Source organism: Acinetobacter sp. WC-743, assembly GCF_000335555.1.
GTDB lineage: Bacteria > Pseudomonadota > Gammaproteobacteria > Pseudomonadales > Moraxellaceae > Acinetobacter > Acinetobacter bereziniae.
This window is the reverse complement of the sequence record NZ_AMFQ01000006.1, coordinates 1-19,756: the sequence shown is the minus strand read 5'-3', so window position 1 is coordinate 19,756 and position 19,756 is coordinate 1. Positions and strand designations below refer to the sequence as shown.

The following is a 19,756-nucleotide window of genomic DNA, read 5'->3' as shown; positions in this document are numbered from 1 at the left end:
AATGAGTGGGTGGATCGTTAATATTATAAAAAGCTTCATCTTAATATTTGGTCTAACAGTTGTGACCTCAACATTTTCTGGTGTTGTACTGACTGGAACACGTGTAATTTTTGCCGACGGTCAAAATGAAAAAACGATCTATTTACAGAACAAAGACCATTATCCCAACCTTGTTCAGATTTGGTTAGATGACGGAGATGAAAATTCGACGCTTGAAAATAGCCAAGCTCCTTTTATTATCAGCCCACAAATATTTCGTATTAATTCAAATACAGGTCAAACAGTTCGCTTACTTTTTACCGGTGAACAGAAGATTTCTCAAAATACTGAATCTTTGTTTTATATGAATTTTTCAGAATTTCCAGCGGTTAAAAAGCAAGATGCTGATGCGAGTCGTTTAATGATTGTTTTTAAGAATCGTGTCAAGGTCTTCTATCGTCCCAAAAACCTAAAGGGCTCGGTAACGGATGTTTATAAAGAGCTTCAATTCAGTCTAAAAAATAATGAGAAATCTAACCAATTAGTCATTCAAAATCCAGCAGCCTATTATGCAAATATCAAAGAATTAAGTCTTATTTCTGAAGATGGTGAATTCGTCGTCAATAAAAATGAATTGATCGCCCCACATGCTCAAGTGGCTTGGGAAATTAATAATAATATTAATATGTTAAAAGATTTTAAAATTAAGCTTACGCTAGTTAATGATTATGGTGCTTTAGTCGTCCACGAGATTACTCTCAATAAATAAGAAGCGAGTATAGTTATATGTTTGCTGAATATTTTGGCTATAGAAGATTTTTGTCTACATTTTTTTTATATAGTTTAACGGGTGGCTGTCACTTGGCTTATGCAAGCAATCAGCTGAATGACGATCATGGTGAATATATATTTGATCAAGCATTATTTCGTGGTCAATCATCGCATCAAATTCAGCTATTAGAACGACTCAGTCAAAAAGAAGATATTTTGTCAGGCTTTTATAAAGTTGATGTATTTGTTAACGGTCAAAACATCGAACGTATGAACTTGGAATTTGTAGAAGATCTACAAAAGCAAATTACACCGTGTTTTAATTTAGAATCTATTGAAAAATTGGGAATTTCAGCGCAAATCCTAACAGATCTGAAAAAACAGCACGATCAGTGTTTTCTTTTATCCAATTATATTCAATCTAGCACAGTCAATTTTAATTTTAAAAAATTACGTTTAGACATCAGTATCCCTCAAAGTGAAATGCTTAATGTCCCTCGTGGTTATGTGAGTGCATCTCAATGGAATGCAGGTGAAAGCATAGGCTTCATCAATTATTTGGGTAATTACTATCATACTTCCTATCAACTACAAGACCATTCTCAAGCTCAATCAGCGGCATATGTCTCATTAAATGGCGGGATAAATATTGGGAAATGGCAATATCGTCAACAGTCAAATATTAATTATGCTTCGGAATTAGGGACAAAATGGACCAATATACGAAGCTATATATCTCGTCCTATAGAACCTATTCAAGGTGTACTGACTTTAGGGCAAACCTACAGTTCAGGTAAATTTTTTTCTGGTTTGAGTTTTAATGGATTAAGTTTAAGTTCTGATGAAAGAATGTTACCAGAGTCTATGCGAGGCTATGCACCGACGATTCATGGTATCGCTAAAACAAATGCGAATATTTCTATATTGCAAAATGGTAAGGAAATTTATCAAACAACTGTTGCACCTGGTCCATTTAAGATTTCTGATTTATATCCTACAAATTTTAATGGTGATTTGATTGTTAAAGTGAGAGAAGCTGATGGATCCATCTCTCAGTTTAGTGTCCCATTTTCAGCTGTACCTGAATCTCTGCGCTTAGGCGCTTCTCGTTATAACTTGGATCTCGGTAAAACTCGTGATATTGGCGACGATACTTTTTTCTCTAATTTGACTTATCAACGAGGAATGAGTAATGGCATCACTTTAAATTCAGGGATACGATTAGCTGATGGTTATCAAGCAGGACTTTTAGGGGGAACCTACGCCACAAGTATCGGTGCTTTTGGTGCAAACCTCACTTATTCTAGAGCAAGTTTGCCAAGTGATAGTCTACTAACAGGATGGATGACTAATCTTACCTATAGTAAAACATTTCAGCCGACCAATACGACAGTATCTTTAGCAGGCTATCGCTATTCAACTGTGGGTTATCGAGATTTGGGTGATGTGATTGGTATCCGCGATTCTTATAAATATGGTCATAACTGGACGTCGTCAACATATCAGCAACGCTCTCGTTTTGAATTAACACTGAACCAAAGTTTTGGTGATTACGGCATATTATTTTTATCAGGATCTGTCCAAAACTATCGTGATGGTCGTGACAATGATGTACAAGCTCAAATTGGTTATGGAAAAGCATTTCAAAATGGGTTAAATCTCAATCTTTCTGTAATACGACAACGTTATGGTTATGCAAATATTATAACCAATAGATTGAATGAGTTTGATCTAAAAGCATCTGATCACAAAAATGATATAGATACATCTATGAGTTTATCAGTCAGTTTTCCTTTGGGAAGAAATAATAAGGCAAACTCACCAAATTTAGATTTAGCTTATTCACATGCCAATAACGTTAAAGAGTCATACCAAGCCACCTTATCAGGTTCTTTGGCTCAAGATCAGTCACTCAATTATGCACTTGGTTTAAGTCATGATCGAAATATGCAAGCGACGACATGGAATACAACTCTAAATAAACGTTTCAATAGCAATACTTTAGGCTTGAATGCTGCTGTCAGTGATAATTTTTGGCAAGTTTCAAGCAATGTTCAAGGTGCATTGGCTGTACATTCAGGTGGTGTAACATTGGGTCCATATTTAGGCGAAACTTTTGCTTTAGTTGAAGCTAAAGGTGCTGAAGGTGCAAAACTTTTTAATGGGCAGGGGGCACGAATTAATCGTCAAGGATACGCGCTGGTTCCAGCAATGACACCTTATCGCTATAACAATATTTCATTAGAGCCGAAAGGAATTTCTGATCGCGTCGAGATTGAAACAAATGATCAACGAATTGTTCCATATGCTGGTGCAGCCGTAAAAGTTAAATTCAAAACGCGAATAGGTTATCCATTATTGATTCAAGCAAAGTTAGCTTCTGACGAATTTGTTCCTTTAGGTGCGGATGTCATTGATCAACAGGGTGATGTTATTGGTATGGTAGGGCAAAGTGGTCAAATGTATGTACGTACATCACTAAAGGAAGGGATGCTTACTGTCAAATGGGGGAATGAAGACGATCAAAAATGTGAGGTTCATTATCAAATGAATGATGAAACGGTTAAACAAAGCATTATTCGTTTAGAGCAAACTTGCAAATCAGGAGCATTCAGATGATTCGTCTCTATATACACATACTCTTTATAATATTTGGAAGTTTGTTTGCTTTAACTGCTCATGCTACATGTCAAACAACCGGAGTCAGCCAAACAGAAGACAATCGTACGGCAGGTATTACATTTGGTAAAGTAAACTTAACTTCTACATATCTGCAACCTGTTGGAAGTCTGATTGATCGTGTAGTTGTTCCATCAACAAATTATAATTTTGGAGGCGCGACAGCAAGTAGTGTGCTTTGGATTTGTGATAAGACTGATTTAAGCAATATTTATTTCTTAGTCGCAACCAATGGTGATGACGGAGCAGGTGGGAGAGACGAAATAGGCACAATCAATGGTCTTCCAAATGTTTTTGCGACTTATTTTAAATATGTGGGCTTAAAGCTGATCATGCAAGGTATTGAGATAAATAGAAGATATCAAGCAGTTCCAGTAAACAGTTATGCTGAAGTTGGAAATAAAATACACATCCGTTTGATGGATATTCCGCCACTTACAGCAGAGCTTTATCGTGTGAGTTCACTCATGCAGACTTCTAGTTGGTGTGCCCAGATCGATACGGGTAATTATAGTCCATGTATACAACCGAATGCTTATATCCAGTTAAAAGGTCCTGGATTGGTGAGTGATAATGTAGGGGAAGACTCAAATACAAATTATAGATTTTGGGGCGCTGATAACGGATTTGGTTATGGTATGCGTGTCGGTAATACATTAACTAACCAACCAACCTGTGTTGCTCGTAATGCGACCCCGATTGTATTTTTTAATACTATCAGCACTGCTGGTCTTGATGCAAATCAATCTGTACAAGAGAATTTTAATGTAGCGATTGAATGTTCCAATCAAGTTAATTCTGGTACAGGAAATAATCAGACTGCTATTGGGATACAGACTTCATATGGTGCATTTGTAGCAGCCCAACAATTGGGGTTAGTGAACGCTCAGAATGGTGTGGCTGCTTTACTTTCAGATAATTATGCTGATGCACAGTCTGCAAAAGGTGTAGGGATTTTCTTGAAGAATGCAAATACAGGGACGGATATGAATTTTGTTGGACAACCTGGTTTATCTGGGGGGGGAACAGTAGCGGGTTGGTATCCAGCACTGAGTGGTGCGCAAGCAGCGGGTTCAACGGAGTCTGGATATACACATTATTTGCATAATTTTACGGCAATTTTAAAAAAATTACCTGGCACTGAACCGATTAAAGCTGGAAAAGTGAATTCCACAGCATATGTATTGGTTAAGGTACAGTAATGAAGATAAAACAAATTTCACTGTTATTTATCTGTTTATTTTATCCATTGCTCAGTCAAGCTGGGGTACTGGCTGCTAAAACACGTGTTGTTTTTAACGATGGTGAACATGAACAAAGTTTAATGCTGGCAAATACGAATGATTATCCAGTTATTTTACAGACTTGGGTTGATCAAGGAGAAGGCAACCCAGATATTAATAATATGCCATTTCTCATATTACCGCCTTTTGTCAAACTCGCATCAAAAGACATATATGGACTTAGAATTTTATATAATGGCAAGACTCTACCACTCGATAGAGAGTCTGTTTTTTGGCTCAATCTCTATGAAATTCCTATGGTCAAACGAAATAATGATCAAGCAGCCTATATGAATTTGGCAATGAATACTCAGCTTAAATTATTTTACCGTCCTAAACAGATTGCTAGAATGCAACCTGAAGCTATTGTAAAAAAAATGTATTTTAAAATTGTTGAAGAGGATGGAAAAAATTTTATCGAGTGTAAGAATTCAACACCTTATCATGCCTCGATGATTAATTTAACCATTGAAAGTCCTACTCAAATCATCCCAATTCAATCTGAGATGGACATGATGTGCTATCCATACACCACAAGAAGATATGGAATGAATGCTCATCTTAAAAAGGATGTTTCATATTCATTGAAGTTTGATTTTTTAGATGATATGGGCAATGCACTTCATTTCGAGAAGCGTCTTTCACCATTTAGATGACAATACTGAACAGAACTTTTGTATAGTTCTATGTACCCTAATAAAATCTGATATTTAACGATTAATCTTTTTTAGATGTATAGGGGAATTAAAGATGAAGCGTATTTATAGTTTAAAGTCTGTGACAAGCGGTTTAATTGATTTATTAGAACTTTTTGTTTTAAAAAAAAATTTAAAGGTTACTAAAAAATCAAATATAAATAACGTTGATAAAAGAATCCCATTTACTGAATGGCTGTCTATGCTCAATCAAATAGAACAGCATTACTCGAAACCTGCTTTAGGTTTAGAGATCGCAAAATATGTCCAACCTGCGCATTTAGGTATTTTGGGATATATTGGCTTATCTTGTGAAAGCTTACTTGATGCTCTGCCTATTTTTATTAAATATCAAAGGCTTTGTTATGATTTTATGCAAATGGGTGTTTCAGTTGATGATGATAACATCGTTGTATCGTGGGAGTTTGATTCAAACTTTAAAGCAGGGAAGCTGGCAGATGAAACTATGATTGCTATATTCTTTAATATTGTAAACATCATTGTTGCACCCAACAAAGTAAAATTAAATAAGATAGATTTTGTATTTGATCGACCTAAAAATCCACGCACTTATGAGAAGTATTTTGAGTGCAATGTTGAGTTTTCCAAAGACCAAACACGCATGTTTTTTGCAAAAAGTAATTTAAATTTACCGATCAACAGGGCTGATCCAATCTTAAAAAAAATTTTAAATCGGCAAGCAGATATTTTATTAACCGAGCTTCCTGAATACAATTCATTTGATGAACTGGTACAAAAAAATATCATCAAAGCAATTCACCAAGGCAACATCAGTATTGAATATGTTGCAAAAAAGGTCGGTTTAACAACTCGAATTTTTCAGTACAAACTTCAGAAACAGGGCTATACATTTAAGCAGCGTCTTAATCAGGTTCGAAAAGGTCTTGCACTTCAATATCTTGAGAATAAGTCATTAAATATTAATGAGATTTCAGCATTACTCGCTTATAACGAACAAAGTTCTTTTAACCGAGCTTTTAAATCTTGGTATGGCATCAGTCCAATACAATGGCGTAAGGAGTTTGATATGGAAAAAAATAGAAATAACGAATAATTATAGCGATTATTTGAATATATTTAAGCTTGTTTTATAGGCGTACCTTAAAAACAAGCTTAATATAATTACCCTTTATTTTAACCTTCTCTGCATATTTTAAACTCGGCTTTTCAAAATCTGAATAACTTTTTTATTTAAGCTAAAATCATGATTTTATTTGAATTACTCCAAAAACTGTCTTTTAACCAATAATTGTTGGCTACTGCGATAATTGCAAATTCAATTGCAACGACATGATCAATCCAGATAAGCATGGTTGCATTATTGGCATAAATTTAGTGCTCACTCTCTATAATGGGGAAGGACAGCAAGCACCATTTTAAATAAATTATTTATTTGCTAGTTTCATAGTATCGACAACAATTATTCAGTGCCTTTTTAATCTATATCAGGATGTTGTTTTGCAAGATGATCACGCTTTTCTTGTAACTCCTCGATTTTTTCATCAATTTTTTCGATTTTTTGCTCGATATTGTCATGATACTGTTCTAACAGTTCTTCAGCCTCTTCCATATCCACTGCCATTGGTTTTGCACCTTTTAGTGGTAAGTTTGCAGTTTCTTTAAGATAAATTGCAGTAATCACACCAAAACAACCGCAAACCACAAGATAATAAGCTGGGATCATAATATTCTGTGTAGTTTCCACCAAGGTCGCCGTAATCGTTGGCGTTAAACCGGCAATGACCACCGAAATATTAAAAGCAATTGCAAGTGCGCTATAACGAATCTCTGTCGGGAAAAGTGCAGGCAGGGTTGAAGCCATGATACCAATCAGCATATTTAATGAAAGTGCCAACATCAATAAACCCAAGAAGATCAAATAAACGTTGTTGGTTGCAAGCAATAAGAAGGCAGGGTATGACAAGACAATCAGTGCAATACTGCCTGCGAAAACAAAGGGGCGACGACCTATTTTATCACTGAGCATACCAACAAAAGGTTGTACAAACAGCATCCCAACCATGACTGCGATAATAATCAGAACACCATGATTTTCTGAATAGCCTAAGTTGTGTGAAAAATAACTGGGTAAATAGGTCAAAAGCATGTAGTAAGTGACGTTGGTACACAGCACTAATCCCACACAGACCAATAAACTACGTTGGTGATCTCGTAAAATTTGTTTAAAACCGACTTTTTGTGGTTTCTTGAGCTGTGATTGCGCTTCGGAATGTGCTTGAAAGGTCGGTGTTTCATCTAAGGAGTGACGTAGATATAAGCCAATCAATCCTAAAGGAAGTGCTAAGTAGAAGGGAATTCGCCAGCCCCAATCGACAAAGGCTGCTTCACCTACGGCAAAACTGATCATTGAGACTACACCAGCCCCAACGACAAAACCTAAAATAGACCCAAAATCAAGCCAACTACCCATAAAGCCACGTTTTCGGTCTGGTGAATATTCGGCAACAAAGATTGCTGCACCCGCATATTCTCCACCAACTGAAAAGCCTTGTGCAATTTTTACTATCAGTAATAAGATCGGTGCCCAAATTCCAATACTCTCATATGATGGAATTAATCCAATACCAAAAGTACTGACCGACATGATAATAATGGTAATTGCCAGAATTTTTTGACGACCATATTTATCCCCTAATAAACCAAAGAACAATCCACCCAAAGGGCGAAATATAAAGGGAATTGAAAAGGTCGCTAAAGCAGCGATCATTTGTATGCTGGGTGAGGAATTAGGAAAAAAAACCTTACCTAATACATAAGCCACATATCCATAAACACCAAAATCAAACCATTCAATCGCATTTCCTAAAGCTGCTGCTTTAATGGCTTTTTTTGTCTTATCATAATCAATAATTTCGACATCATCGATTTCAAGGGGTTTGATTTTTCTTTTATACATATATGCTTAATCCTGATTTATGACTCTGTTTTACAGTTTTCACTAAAAAACATAATCAAAAGATAAAATATGGAGAGGTACGATTAAAACATCGTTCATAAACACATCCAGATCACCGGATGCTTAGAAAATTAATAAATATCAATTGATTATAATTTTAGGTTTTTTGTTGAGTTTATGTGTTGGCTAATCATGAATAAAGTGTATAAAAAATGCTGTCATTGTGTAATAAATTTAATGTTTAAAAAACAGTCTAAAATGTATAGAAGTAATACTGACCAGCAGAGGAGGAAAGAGAATTTGTCAGTTTAAAACTAAAAATTAAATAAATATCATGTAATTCGTTGCGAATTAACTATTTGTACCGATTAAAAATAGCAATACTACACCACAAATAAATCCACTAGACGACTGGTCTATTACTGGTTATAGTGTAGTCATGAAAAGATCAGATAAAAGTGAAGCAACTCGACAACATATCCTCAACACCAGTTATAAATTAGTGTTACATAAGGGTTTTGTTGGAGTGGGCTTGCAGGAAATTTTAAAGACTTGTGATGTTCCGAAAGGATCGTTCTATCATTATTTTGCCTCCAAAGAGGCATTTGGATGCGAGCTTTTAAAGCAATATCTCGCTGATTATAAAGTCAAAATAGATGAGCTTATGCAGATGGAACAGGGCGATGCATATGCGCGTTTAGTGGCACTTTGGCAAGCATGGATTGATGACCCAAGCCATGATGATGGTGGTTGGGCTGAAAACTGTTTAATTGTAAAACTTGCAGCGGAGGTCTCAGATTTGTCTGAGGATATGCGTCAAATTTTAGATTTTGGCGTAAGCAAGCTGACACAACGTATTACGAATTTACTTCGTGAAGGGCAACAAGATGGTTCAATTCCAATACATATTGAACCTGAAAAAATGGCACAAACCATGTATCAGCTTTGGTTAGGTGCAGCCTTATTGGCAAGACTCGCACAAGATAAACAACCGCTTTATCTTGCATTGGAAACAACACAGCAATTACTAAAACCATTAAAGGATTGAACAAATGCAAAGTATTATCCACCGTAATTTTGGCGAACCAGTTGATGTATTAGAGTCAGCGGAAATGCCTAAACCTGAACCGAAAGCAGGCGAAGTTCGTATTAAAATGATTTTATCACCCATCCATAATCATGATGTATGGACGGTAAGAGGTAATTATGGCTACAAGCCTACACTTCCAGCAATTGGAGGAAGTGAAGGTGTCGGCGTCATTGATGCTTTGGGTGAGGGTGTAGAGCAAGTATCGCTGGGACAACGTGTTGCTGTTGCAGCTGTACATGGCAGTTGGGCAGAGTATTTTATTGCACCCGCACATGGTGTGGTTCCATTAGTAGATACAATTGACGATGAAACAGCGGCTCAATTGATTGGTATGCCAATCAGCGCATTGATGCTGCTAGATTTTATAGATCTTCACAAAGATCATTGGTTGATTCAAAATACTGCCAATGGTGCTGTGGGCAAAACAGTAGCCATGATTGCACAGGCTCGTGGTCAAAAAGTCATTCACTTGGTTCGCCGTAGTGAAGCTATTGCAGAAATGAATGCCTTAGGTATTGAAAACGTTGTTGCTACAGATCAGGCAGATTGGAAACAACAAGTCAAAGCAATCCATGCAGATCAGCCTTTGATGGCTGGGGTAGATTCAATTGGTGGTAAAGCCAGTGGTGAAATGTTGGCTCTACTCAGTGAAAATAGTGTCTTGGTTTCTTTCGGAAGTATGACTGGGGAGCTGATGCAGATCTCTTCGGGTGATTTGATTTTTAAACAAGCCGTAGTGAAAGGTTTTTGGGCAAGTGTAGTGAATAAGCAGTTGTCTAAAGAACGTAAAAAAGCTTTGATTGTTGAACTATTGACGCTTGCCGCTCAGAAAAAATTGGTACTCCCAGTTGAAGGCATATTTAGTTTTGATCAAATTAAACAAGCTGCGGCGAAAGCTACTCAAGGCGCGCGTCAAGGTAAAGTACTGTTAAAGCCATAATCGTATCTGACATAGATCGGCAGTAGTGCTGATCTATTACCATATTTAAAAATAAGGAAAAAACATGGTTGGGCAAATTTTAATCGGTTTAATTGCACTGTTGCATGTGTATATTCTGGTGTTAGAAATGTTTTTATGGGATAAAGCTTATGGGTTAAAAGCATTTGGCAACACTTTAGAGAAAGCACAACTGACCAAAGTGATGGCGCAAAATCAAGGTCTGTATAATGGTTTTCTTGCTGCTGGTTTATTTTGGTCTTTATGTGCACCTGAAATCTATGCAACTGCGTTGGCGAATTTCTTTCTCGCTTGTGTATTGGTAGCAGGTATTTATGGTGGACTGACTGCCAGTAAAAAAATTATTTATATACAAGCAATCCCAGCGCTATTGGCATTGCTTGCGGTAAATTTCCATATATAAAATGAGAGCCATGCTCTCATTTTAATTTTATTGAGAATAAAATGATTCAGCATCTAGATCAAAAGGGGGGAGCTATACTTTGATGTTGGCTATTTAAAATGCAATTCTTCAAAATTTTCCCCCATTTGAATGAGTGCATTTTTAAGCCATTCAATCTGGTCATCATTAAAAGATGCTGTACCTACAGATTCAAATTCAGCAGCAACAGGCATAAGTTTCTCAATCAGCAAGTGACCTTGTTCTGTTAGATCAATATGTACCATACGAGCGTTTTCTTCTAATCGGATACTAGAAACTAAACCTCTATTTTTCATTGATTTGATCAATCTAGATAGGGTGGAAAGTTCTACAGTCACCATATTACTTAAATCGCCAAGACTTTGTTTGCCTTCTTGTCTTAAAACTGCCATGACCCGATACATCGGTAAAGTCACCTTATATTCAAGCAGTCTTTCTGAAAAAATTTCTCCCATACGAACACCGACACGATTTAGCAAGTAGGGTAATGAAGTGGTAAATCTATAGTTCATAAATTTCATTCAATTCTTTTCTTTATTTCTATCATACACCATACAAATGTTTTAAATAAAACATTTGTATGTCCAAATATTATAATGATTTATAAGTTTTAAGTCTTTATTTTATATAATTTTATTATTTTTGGAATTCTGAATTTCAATATTGTAATTTATATTGCATTGACAACATTTGTTTATGCAAATATTTTAATTGCAATAGAGGTTGAAAAAGGAAAATTCAATGAATGAGCTAATTATGGATGATATTGGCACACATTTTCGCGCAGTTATGCGTAGATTTCCGTCAGCAGTGAATATCATCGTGAGCAATAAAGATGGTGTGGATCATGGAATGACAGCAACAGCGGTAATGTCTGTTTCAATGGAGCCTCCATCTTTGGTGGTTTGTATAAATAATAAGACCTTTTTACATGAAATTTTGCTGAATCAACCTACATTCTCAGTCAATGTGTTGAGCGCCGAACAACAGGAAATTTCAAATGCTTTTTCAGGACAAGTCATCCCCAAAGAACGCTTCAAAATTGGCTGTTGGGAACGCCATTCGAGTGGTGTATTAGCACTTGAAAATGCTTTGGCAAAAGTAGTCTGTAAACGCGTAGCCGCAATTCCTTACGGCACACATACTTTATTTATTGGCAGAGTAATTGAAGCTGATGTTAAGGAAGATCATATTCCTTTGCTATACGAAAATACTCAGTACTGCATTACTAGTCCAAAGATCAATTGAATAATTACACCAAGGATGAATCTATGAATACAAAGCTTGATCTTAAAAACATTAGCCTAAAAGAAAAGGTGAAAAAACTCAAAAATACATTTAAAGAAAGTGCTTTACACACTGAAAATCAACGTAAAGTTCCATCTGAGAATATGCAATTATTATTTGAAATTGGCTATTTTGATGCTGTGAAACCTAAGCGATATGGAGGAGATGAACTTAGTTTTTTTGAATTGGTTGATGCCAATATTGAGCTTGCAGCCAGTTGTGCCTCTACGGCATGGGTTGCGGGTTTACTTTCCGCACACCAATGGCTTTTAGCAATGTTTCCCAAACAAGCTCAGGATGATGTATGGCTTGAAAATTCTCAGGCTCTGATTTGCGGCTCATATGCACCAGTAACTCATGCTACAGAAACAAGTGACACCTATATATTGAATGGAAAATGGTCGTTTGCTAGCGGGTGTGATCATGCACAATGGTCGTTATGTGCTGCATTTGTACCCGAAGGTGAAGGATTTACGCCTGCCTTTTTGTTGGTTCCAGCAACACAATATGAGATTGAAGATACATGGAATGTTATTGGGTTAGCAGGAACTGGATCAAAAACTTTAGTCTTAAAAAATGTAGAGATACCCAAACATCGTATTTTAAAGTTTAAAGATGCTGTCAGTGGTCAAACTCCTGGTTCACAACAATATTCAGGGGGGGTATTTAAAATACCTTTATTAATGGGAGTGCCGTCTTGTTTGGCATCCGTTGGTGTAGGCGCTGCACAGGGGGCATTAGAAAGCTATTTAGACACAGTTTCAGCACGTGTGACCCGCGGCGCTGTCGCTGGTCATAATAATAAAATGGCAGAATTTCCAACGATTCAATTGCGTGTTGCAGAAGCGGTTTCAAGTATAGATGCGGCACGCGAAATTTTACTTCGAGATGTAATAAAAGCGGAAAGCTTAGCAGCCTCAAAAAAAATACTTTCAATTGATGACCGTCTAATCAGTCGACGTGGTCAAGGGTTTTCTGTTCTTTTGGCATTACGCGCTGTGGAAGCATTAAATGCTTCTACAGGCGGGCTGGGTCTTAACTTAGATAACCCTGTCCAGCGCGCTTGGCGTGATACCAATGCTGTAGCACGTCATATAAGTATGAATTGGGATGCTGTTGGAACAATGATTGGTCAACAAATGCTTGGTCTAGAACCCAAAGGGCAGTTTTAATTTTTATCATCCAAAAACACAAGGAATGTTTATATGAACGGTAAAATAGCTTTAGAAGAACACTTTGCAATTCCAGAAACTGTCATGGATTCAGCAGGTTTTGTTCCAGATAATTATTGGATCGAATTGAAAGCGCGATTATTGGATATTCACGATACGCGTTTAGAACTCATGGACAAGCATGGGATCGAGCAAATGATCTTGTCACTCAATGCGCCAGCTGTTCAAGCTATACCAAATCATGCTGAAGCAATAAAGGTTGCAAAAAGGGCGAATGATTATTTAGCTGAAGAGTGTGCGAAACGACCTGAACGTTTTAAAGGTTTTGCAACTTTACCTATGCAAGATCCTGAAGCAGCAGTAATTGAGTTAGAACGTTGTATTAAGGAGTTGGGTTTTGTTGGTGTATTAGTCAACGGTTTTAGTCAAAGTGAAAATACCCAAGAAATATTATATTACGATTTACCTCAATATCGAATGTTTTGGGCAAAAGTTGAAGAGCTTGATATACCGTTCTATTTACATCCCCGTAATCCATTGCCAGAGGACAGCCGTATTTATCAAGGACATTCATGGCTAATGGGACCAACATGGGCATTTGCACAAGAAACAGCTGTACACGCATTGCGATTAATGGGGTCGGGTTTATTTGATGAACATCCAAAACTGAAAATTATTTTGGGGCACATGGGCGAAGGTTTGCCATATATGATGTGGCGTATTGATAACCGAAATGCTTGGGTGAAAGTTGAACCGAACTATCCTGCAAAGAAAAAAATTCATGAATATTTTAATGAAAACTTCTATATCACAACCTCAGGTAATTTCAGAACACAAACATTGATTGATGCAATGTTAGAAATTGGTTCAGATAAGATCTTATTTTCTACCGATTGGCCATTTGAGAATATTGATCATGCCGCGAATTGGTTTGATCAAGCACCCATCTCAATTGATGATCGCAAAAAAATTGGTTATCTAAATGCTAAAAAACTATTTAACCTGAAATAAGATATTGATTATAAATACTTATATTTTTAAAGCATCAGGATGAGCTTTAAAAATGAGTGGAGTGGAAATCGAACTCTATATTAAGCGATGACAACTCCTATTGTAATTGCTAGGGAGGCTATAATGAAAATAATTAACGTATCAGACGTATTGGATCGTAGTAAAGTCAGTAGACATCATTTATGGGCTTTGGTGATTTGTGCCCTTTGTATGATTGTTGATGGATTTGATGTTCAAGCAATGGGATATGTTGCTCCAGCATTGATTAAAGAATGGGGGATAGCGAAAGAAGCATTTGGTACTGTGTTTGGAGCAGGCTTATTAGGGATGGCTGTAGGTGCAATTTTTCTTGCACCTTTAGCTGATAAATTTGGACGTAGACCTATACTTATTACTGCAATTTTACTGCTTTCAGTCAGTATGTTTGCAACAATAATGGCAGATAATATTCGCTATTTAATTATTGTACGATTCATAGCTGGCATAAGTTTAGGGGCAATAGTGCCAAATGCAGTGTCTTTAGCAGGCGAATTTAGTCCAGTAAAAATACGTATTACAACCATGATGATTATTTCTTCTGGTTTCATTTTTGGAGGGGTAATTGGAGGAATAATTTCAGCCAGTGTGATTCCTATATTTGGTTGGCAAAGTGTTTTTTTGATTGGTGCAATTGCCCCTCTAGCTCTCGTTATTCTCATGTTTTTCAAGTTACCTGAATCTCTTTTATTTTTAACAGTTAAGGGTAAGAGAAAAGGATATATCGTAGACTGGCTGATTAAGCTTGGATACAAAGAAGCTATCAGTCAAGATACGCAATTTATCACCCATGAAACGAAAAGAAATGGTGTGGCACTCATTCAACTTTTTAAAAATAATCTAGCCATTGGTACCGTGATGCTTTGGGTCATTATTTTTATGAATATGCTTGCGAATTTCTTTCTAGCAACATGGTTGCCTGTTTTGATGACTGAAGCTGGTCATAATCAATCTCAAGCCGTTTGGGCAGGCGCCGTATTCTGGATAGGAGGATTGGTTGGAAATCTGATTTTGGGTTGGATCATTGATAGGAAAGGGTTTGGGGTAATTTTGAGTGTAACCTTTGTTGGGGCAATTATTGCTATAGGCTCTATTGGTCAACTCACAACAAATCTTTCACTAGTATTAATGGTCATTGGCGCTGCGGGTTTCTGTATTTTAGGGGCACAGGTAGCACTAAATGCATTAAGTGCGGTGTTTTATCCAACTGAATTTCGTTCTACTGGAGCAGGATTTGCTCTAGGTATCGGAAGGTTGGGTTCTGTTTTTGGACCGCTTATTGGCGCAGAATTAATGCGTTTACAATGGAGCATTCCAAATCTTTTCTTTGCTTTTACTGTTCCAATTACGATTGCACTTATTGGTGTATTAATCTTTTGGAAATTCGGTCACTTACCTAAAAACAATTAATTCAAATTGATCTAACAATAATGGAGTATTGTATGAATCCTATTAACTTGGGCGGAAGAGCTATTGCCTTTTCAAGTTTGCTAATCGCTACGCATGTAGCATTTGCTAGTGATATAACTCATCTTGAACAGAAAATTTTAAAGTTAGAAACTTCTGTTGAGCAAATTCAAAACCGAACTACGGAAAAAATACGATCAAATGATCTGAATGTTAAACACAAACCTGATTTTGATATTCAATTATATGGTTCCGTTAGAGCTGATTTTTCTTATCAAACTGATGGTGGAGATGCACCGAGACTATATAATCAGATTAACACTGTTCCTTTGGAAGGTAGTGCCTTAAGTTCAGACATTTTTAAATCAACTTTGGCTGCCAGTCGTTTAGGCATGGACATCAAATCTGAAAGTAATCATGTTGCAGGTAAGTTAGAGTTTGATTTTTTAGGTGGAATAAATGCTGATCAATTTAGAATAAGGCATGCTTATTTAACTTATGATCAGTGGTTGATTGGTCAAACATGGTCTAACTTTGCAATGCCAGATTTTATGCCTGAAACGATCGATGGTTTGGGATATGTCGGTGGATCTGTTCGCCGATTTATGCAGCTTCGCCATACATGGTCTTTAGGAAGTCAGACTGCATTAGTGAGTGCCTTGGAGGACTCTAAAGATGCGCAAACTTATACAAGGTTACCAGCTTTAACGTTACGATTGAATCAGAAGTTTGATCATGGAAAAGGTTTGATAAGTATTAGAACGCTAGCGACTGAAAAGAGGACGGCATCAGATGAGACTTTTTCTTGGGGGATTGGATTGGGTACTAAATATCAGATCAACCCTGAAACAGAGCTGAAAATGGATTATTACCATGTTAATGGTGACAGTAGTTTTGTCGCATGGACTAATCCGGGAATTGCAATTAATCCTGTGACAAATGATATCGTTGAAAAGAATGAATTTAATTCATTAGCCCTTGGGGTTACTTACAAATATAGTCCAAAGTTGCGTGGTACGTGGGGCTATGGCTATATGTCGTTTAGTGATAATCAAAGATATCGTCAGAATTTTACCAATGAAGGACGGATTAATAAAAATCTTTGGCAAAGCTGGGTAAATATGATGTATAACCCAACTCGACCAGTTACTTTTGGAATGGAATATGTTTATGGTAAAAGAGAAACTTTCCAAAATAAACAAGGTCTTGATAATCGTCTTAATCTCGTTGCGATCTATAGTTTCTAAGTGAGTGTTTTTAATTAAAGCATAATAATAGACAAGAAAGAGGTACTATCTTCTTGTCTATTTATGACTTAATTTTTTGATCAAATACAACAGAAACTAATTTAGAATAGAAACTGAATCAAGCAAGTTATTTATCTTACACAGTGCTTTATGAAACAGTTTTAAAATATGATTCATAGTAGAATTTTGATGTGCTGTTTTATTTGTTGTAATACTTTTGAGATAGAACAATCGACTTGAACTTTAAAAAGAGGAGCGTTATTGAATCGAGCCCCAATAACGTTCATATTCTTTATTTTTAAAATCATCAATTAGAAAATCTATAAAAAGCCGATTCTTTATTGGCATAAATTGCCTACTTTGAAATGCAATATTAACGGTAAGTTCTGGGAGTTGCCAATCTGTGAGAATTGGAATCAGCCTGCCTTCAACAATATCTTGATAAATAATGTAGAGCGGTTGGATCAAAATTCCAGCACCATTTAATGCAGCAGAGCGGACGATTTGACCATCATTGGTTTCCATAATTGGATTTAAAGCGAAGTTTTTTGTTTCCTGTTCTTTGCTGAAACTCAACATCCTTGGATTATTCGCATGGCTATACAGTAAAATATCGTGATTTTGAAGTTCTTCAATGGTTTTAGGCTTTCCTTTTCGTTTTATGTAGTCATAAGAAGCAGCTAAAATACGATGTGTTGTCGCCAGTTTTCTAATGGTTAAATTAGAGTCAGGTTCAAACTCACGGGTTCTAATCGCAATATCTATATTGCTATCTATAATGTCATGGTAACGGTTTGCACCGATCAAATTAATTTTTATTTTGGGATAGAGTTGATTAAATTTCGGAATTAAAGGGGTGATATGCATAATCGCAAATGAAATAGATGAAGTAATGGTCACGGTCCCTTCAGGTTCAACTGCTGAGGAAGTAATTGATGATTCAGCTTGATCAATTTCAGAGAGTAAGTCTTTACATTTTTTATAGTATTCAGTTCCAATCGTTGTCAAAGATAATCGACGTGTACTGCGTTCAATCAGTCTGACATTCAATCTATTTTCTAATGCAGTAATATGTCTAGTGGCAGCAGCATTCGATATATCTAACTTTTCAGCTGCCTTGTTGAGTGTACCCAGTTCTGCAACAGCAACAAATAACTCCATGCTTGTTAATCTGTCCATATGATCCTTTCCTATTATTTCCTAAATGAAATAAAGATTTTCCTAACCAATATTTTATTTCAATAATTAACAGCTTAGCATGAGTTTCATAGGAGTAAGATTGATTTTATGGAAAATTATGAAAAATCTAGATGAAAGAACAATCACGCAAGCTGTTATTGAAAGAAATTCTTTGGCTGAAAATGAGCGATTAAAAGACGTCATGCACTCCTTAGTGCAGCATCTTCATTCCTTTGCGAGAGAAGTTCAGCTCACTGAGGAAGAATGGGAGATTGGTGTAAAGTTTTTAACAGATGTTGGGCAAATTTGTAGTCCAACACGTCAAGAATTTATTCTTTTATCAGACACACTCGGCTTATCGACCTTAGTTATTGCCCAGAACCATAAAAAGCCAATAGGTTGTACAGAAGCCACTGTATTTGGTCCTTTTCATGTCAAAGATGCTCCTCATCTATCATTAGGTGCAAATATGAGTGAGGGAATAAATGGAACATCTTGGTTTGTAAATGGCACTATTCGAGGGATTGATGGTGAAATCATACCGCATGCTGAGATTGAAGTTTGGCAAGCAGATGACGAAGGTTTCTATGATGTACAAAAACAACATTTAGACGTATATCAAGGTAGAGCTGTTTTTCATGCAGATCGAGATGGAAAATATTATTTTCAGACTATTGTTCCTGAAGCATATCCAATTCCCCACGATGGTCCTGTAGGCAAAATGCTGGAAGCATTAAATCGACATCCATGGAGGCCAGCTCATTTACACTTTATGATTTCTGCTCCAGGTTATGAGCGTTTAGTTACTCATGTATTTAAAGCTGAAGGAGATTATTTAGATTCTGATGCTGTTTTTGGGGTGCGTACTTCTTTAATTGCAAATTGGCTTAAACACGAAAATGGTATTGCTCCCAATGGTATAGAGCAACATGAACCTTTTTATACATTAGATTTTGATTTTATTTTAAATAAACAAAAAGTTGAGGCTGTCCAATGATTGATAAGCGTGCCGGCTCATTGACAGAGGTTTTGTCACAAATTAAGGATGGTTCAACCATTATGATTGGTGGCTTTGGAACAGCAGGACAACCCGCAGAGCTAATTGATGGATTGATTGAGCTTGGCGTCAAAGACTTGGTCATTGTCAACAACAATGCAGGCAATGGCGATTATGGTTTGGCAAAACTCCTCAAATCAGGGGCTGTACGTAAGATCATCTGTTCATTCCCGCGCCAGTCTGATTCATGGGTATTTGATGAACTCTATCATGCAGGCAAGATTGAATTAGAACTTGTTCCTCAAGGAAACTTGGCATGCCGCATTCAAGCAGCGGGAATGGGTTTAGGGGCAGTATTCACACCAACAGGTTTTGGTACATTGCTTGCCGAAGGAAAAGAAACCCGCCATATCGACGGAAAAGACTATGTGCTTGAGTATCCAATCAAAGCTGATTTTGCTTTGATCAAAGCCCATCAAGGCGATCGTTGGGGCAATCTGGTCTATCGTAAATCTGCACGAAACTTTGGACCGATTATGGCGATGGCGGCGGATGTCACCATTGCACAGGTTTCTGAAATCGCAGAACTCGGTCAACTTGATCCTG

Annotated in this window: 19 protein-coding genes; 15 read left to right on the top strand and 4 right to left on the bottom strand. The window is 36.7% G+C overall.

Translation table 11 applies throughout. The annotated features are described in order from the left end of the window. The first annotated feature begins 1 nt into the window (after position 1). From ACINWC743_RS00355 to ACINWC743_RS00335, 5 genes are all read left to right on the top strand, one after another. Positions 2–748: a molecular chaperone gene (locus ACINWC743_RS00355; RefSeq protein WP_009583897.1), complete on the top strand. Its 747-nt coding sequence runs from the start codon at positions 2–4 to the stop codon at positions 746–748. A 50-nt stretch (positions 749–798) separates the two neighbouring features. Beyond that, a complete protein-coding gene (locus tag ACINWC743_RS00350; protein WP_228129095.1) occupies positions 799–3,369 on the top strand; it encodes a fimbria/pilus outer membrane usher protein in 2,571 nt (856 codons plus the stop codon). Next, positions 3,366–4,631, top strand: coding sequence for a fimbrial protein (locus tag ACINWC743_RS00345; protein WP_035299873.1), 1,266 nt, complete (start codon positions 3,366–3,368; stop codon positions 4,629–4,631). The genes ACINWC743_RS00350 and ACINWC743_RS00345 overlap by 4 nt, the downstream gene beginning before the upstream one ends. Continuing rightward, a complete protein-coding gene (locus ACINWC743_RS00340; protein WP_009583908.1) occupies positions 4,631–5,368 on the top strand; it encodes a molecular chaperone in 738 nt (245 codons plus the stop codon). Before ACINWC743_RS00345 ends, ACINWC743_RS00340 begins: the two co-directional genes overlap by 1 nt. Before the next feature lie 94 nt (positions 5,369–5,462). Then, positions 5,463–6,482, top strand: a complete 1,020-nt coding sequence (locus ACINWC743_RS00335; RefSeq protein WP_009583900.1) for an AraC family transcriptional regulator — start codon at positions 5,463–5,465, stop codon at positions 6,480–6,482. Positions 6,483–6,619: 137 nt separating this feature from the next. On the opposite strand, the gene ACINWC743_RS25215 is transcribed toward ACINWC743_RS00335, so the two are convergent. Both ACINWC743_RS25215 and proP read right to left on the bottom strand, forming a co-directional pair. Further along, positions 6,620–6,760, bottom strand: coding sequence for a hexameric tyrosine-coordinated heme protein (locus ACINWC743_RS25215; protein WP_350327981.1), 141 nt, complete (start codon positions 6,758–6,760; stop codon positions 6,620–6,622). A 103-nt stretch (positions 6,761–6,863) separates the two neighbouring features. Further along, the gene (gene proP, locus ACINWC743_RS00330; RefSeq protein WP_009583935.1) at positions 6,864–8,345 is read right to left on the bottom strand and encodes a glycine betaine/L-proline transporter ProP; all 1,482 of its coding nucleotides are present in this window, start codon (positions 8,343–8,345) and stop codon (positions 6,864–6,866) included. A 439-nt stretch (positions 8,346–8,784) separates the two neighbouring features. Between proP and ACINWC743_RS00325 the strand changes: the two genes are divergently transcribed. The 3 genes from ACINWC743_RS00325 (at position 8,785) to ACINWC743_RS00315 (ending at position 10,796) form a co-directional block, all read left to right on the top strand. Then, the gene (locus ACINWC743_RS00325; RefSeq protein ID WP_035299870.1) at positions 8,785–9,393 is read left to right on the top strand and encodes a TetR/AcrR family transcriptional regulator; all 609 of its coding nucleotides are present in this window, start codon (positions 8,785–8,787) and stop codon (positions 9,391–9,393) included. A gap of 4 nt (positions 9,394–9,397) precedes the next feature. Continuing rightward, positions 9,398–10,375, top strand: coding sequence for a zinc-binding dehydrogenase (locus ACINWC743_RS00320; RefSeq protein WP_009583958.1), 978 nt, complete (start codon positions 9,398–9,400; stop codon positions 10,373–10,375). A 64-nt stretch (positions 10,376–10,439) separates the two neighbouring features. Beyond that, positions 10,440–10,796: a DUF1304 domain-containing protein gene (locus ACINWC743_RS00315; protein ID WP_009583956.1), complete on the top strand. Its 357-nt coding sequence runs from the start codon at positions 10,440–10,442 to the stop codon at positions 10,794–10,796. A gap of 89 nt (positions 10,797–10,885) precedes the next feature. Here ACINWC743_RS00315 and ACINWC743_RS00310 read toward each other — a convergent pair whose 3' ends face one another. Next, positions 10,886–11,326, bottom strand: a complete 441-nt coding sequence (locus ACINWC743_RS00310; protein ID WP_009583934.1) for a MarR family winged helix-turn-helix transcriptional regulator — start codon at positions 11,324–11,326, stop codon at positions 10,886–10,888. 229 nt (positions 11,327–11,555) lie between these two features. Here ACINWC743_RS00310 and ACINWC743_RS00305 point away from each other — a divergent pair, with 229 nt between their 5' ends. The 5 genes from ACINWC743_RS00305 to ACINWC743_RS00285 all read left to right on the top strand — a co-directional run bounded on the left by ACINWC743_RS00305 (position 11,556) and on the right by ACINWC743_RS00285 (position 16,974). Further along, a complete protein-coding gene (locus ACINWC743_RS00305; RefSeq protein WP_009583915.1) occupies positions 11,556–12,062 on the top strand; it encodes a flavin reductase family protein in 507 nt (168 codons plus the stop codon). 23 nt (positions 12,063–12,085) lie between these two features. Further along, positions 12,086–13,273 carry a flavin-dependent monooxygenase gene (locus tag ACINWC743_RS00300; protein ID WP_009583939.1) on the top strand — a complete coding sequence of 396 codons (1,188 nt, stop codon included), beginning with the start codon at positions 12,086–12,088 and terminating at the stop codon, positions 13,271–13,273. Positions 13,274–13,306: 33 nt separating this feature from the next. Beyond that, positions 13,307–14,284 carry an amidohydrolase family protein gene (locus ACINWC743_RS00295; protein WP_009583919.1) on the top strand — a complete coding sequence of 326 codons (978 nt, stop codon included), beginning with the start codon at positions 13,307–13,309 and terminating at the stop codon, positions 14,282–14,284. Positions 14,285–14,407: 123 nt separating this feature from the next. Continuing rightward, entirely contained in the window at positions 14,408–15,730 is a 1,323-nt protein-coding gene (locus ACINWC743_RS00290) for an MFS transporter (protein ID WP_009583903.1), read from the top strand. 32 nt (positions 15,731–15,762) lie between these two features. Next, positions 15,763–16,974, top strand: coding sequence for a DcaP family trimeric outer membrane transporter (locus tag ACINWC743_RS00285; RefSeq protein ID WP_009583950.1), 1,212 nt, complete (start codon positions 15,763–15,765; stop codon positions 16,972–16,974). A gap of 258 nt (positions 16,975–17,232) precedes the next feature. Here ACINWC743_RS00285 and ACINWC743_RS00280 read toward each other — a convergent pair whose 3' ends face one another. Next, positions 17,233–18,153, bottom strand: a complete 921-nt coding sequence (locus ACINWC743_RS00280) for a LysR family transcriptional regulator (RefSeq protein ID WP_035299863.1) — start codon at positions 18,151–18,153, stop codon at positions 17,233–17,235. Positions 18,154–18,271: 118 nt separating this feature from the next. Between ACINWC743_RS00280 and ACINWC743_RS00275 the strand changes: the two genes are divergently transcribed. Further along, positions 18,272–19,150 carry an intradiol ring-cleavage dioxygenase gene (locus ACINWC743_RS00275; protein ID WP_009583930.1) on the top strand — a complete coding sequence of 293 codons (879 nt, stop codon included), beginning with the start codon at positions 18,272–18,274 and terminating at the stop codon, positions 19,148–19,150. Then, positions 19,147–19,756: 3-oxoacid CoA-transferase subunit A (locus tag ACINWC743_RS00270; RefSeq protein WP_009583906.1), on the top strand; the 610-nt coding region annotated here is incomplete at its 3' end. The genes ACINWC743_RS00275 and ACINWC743_RS00270, both read left to right, overlap by 4 nt.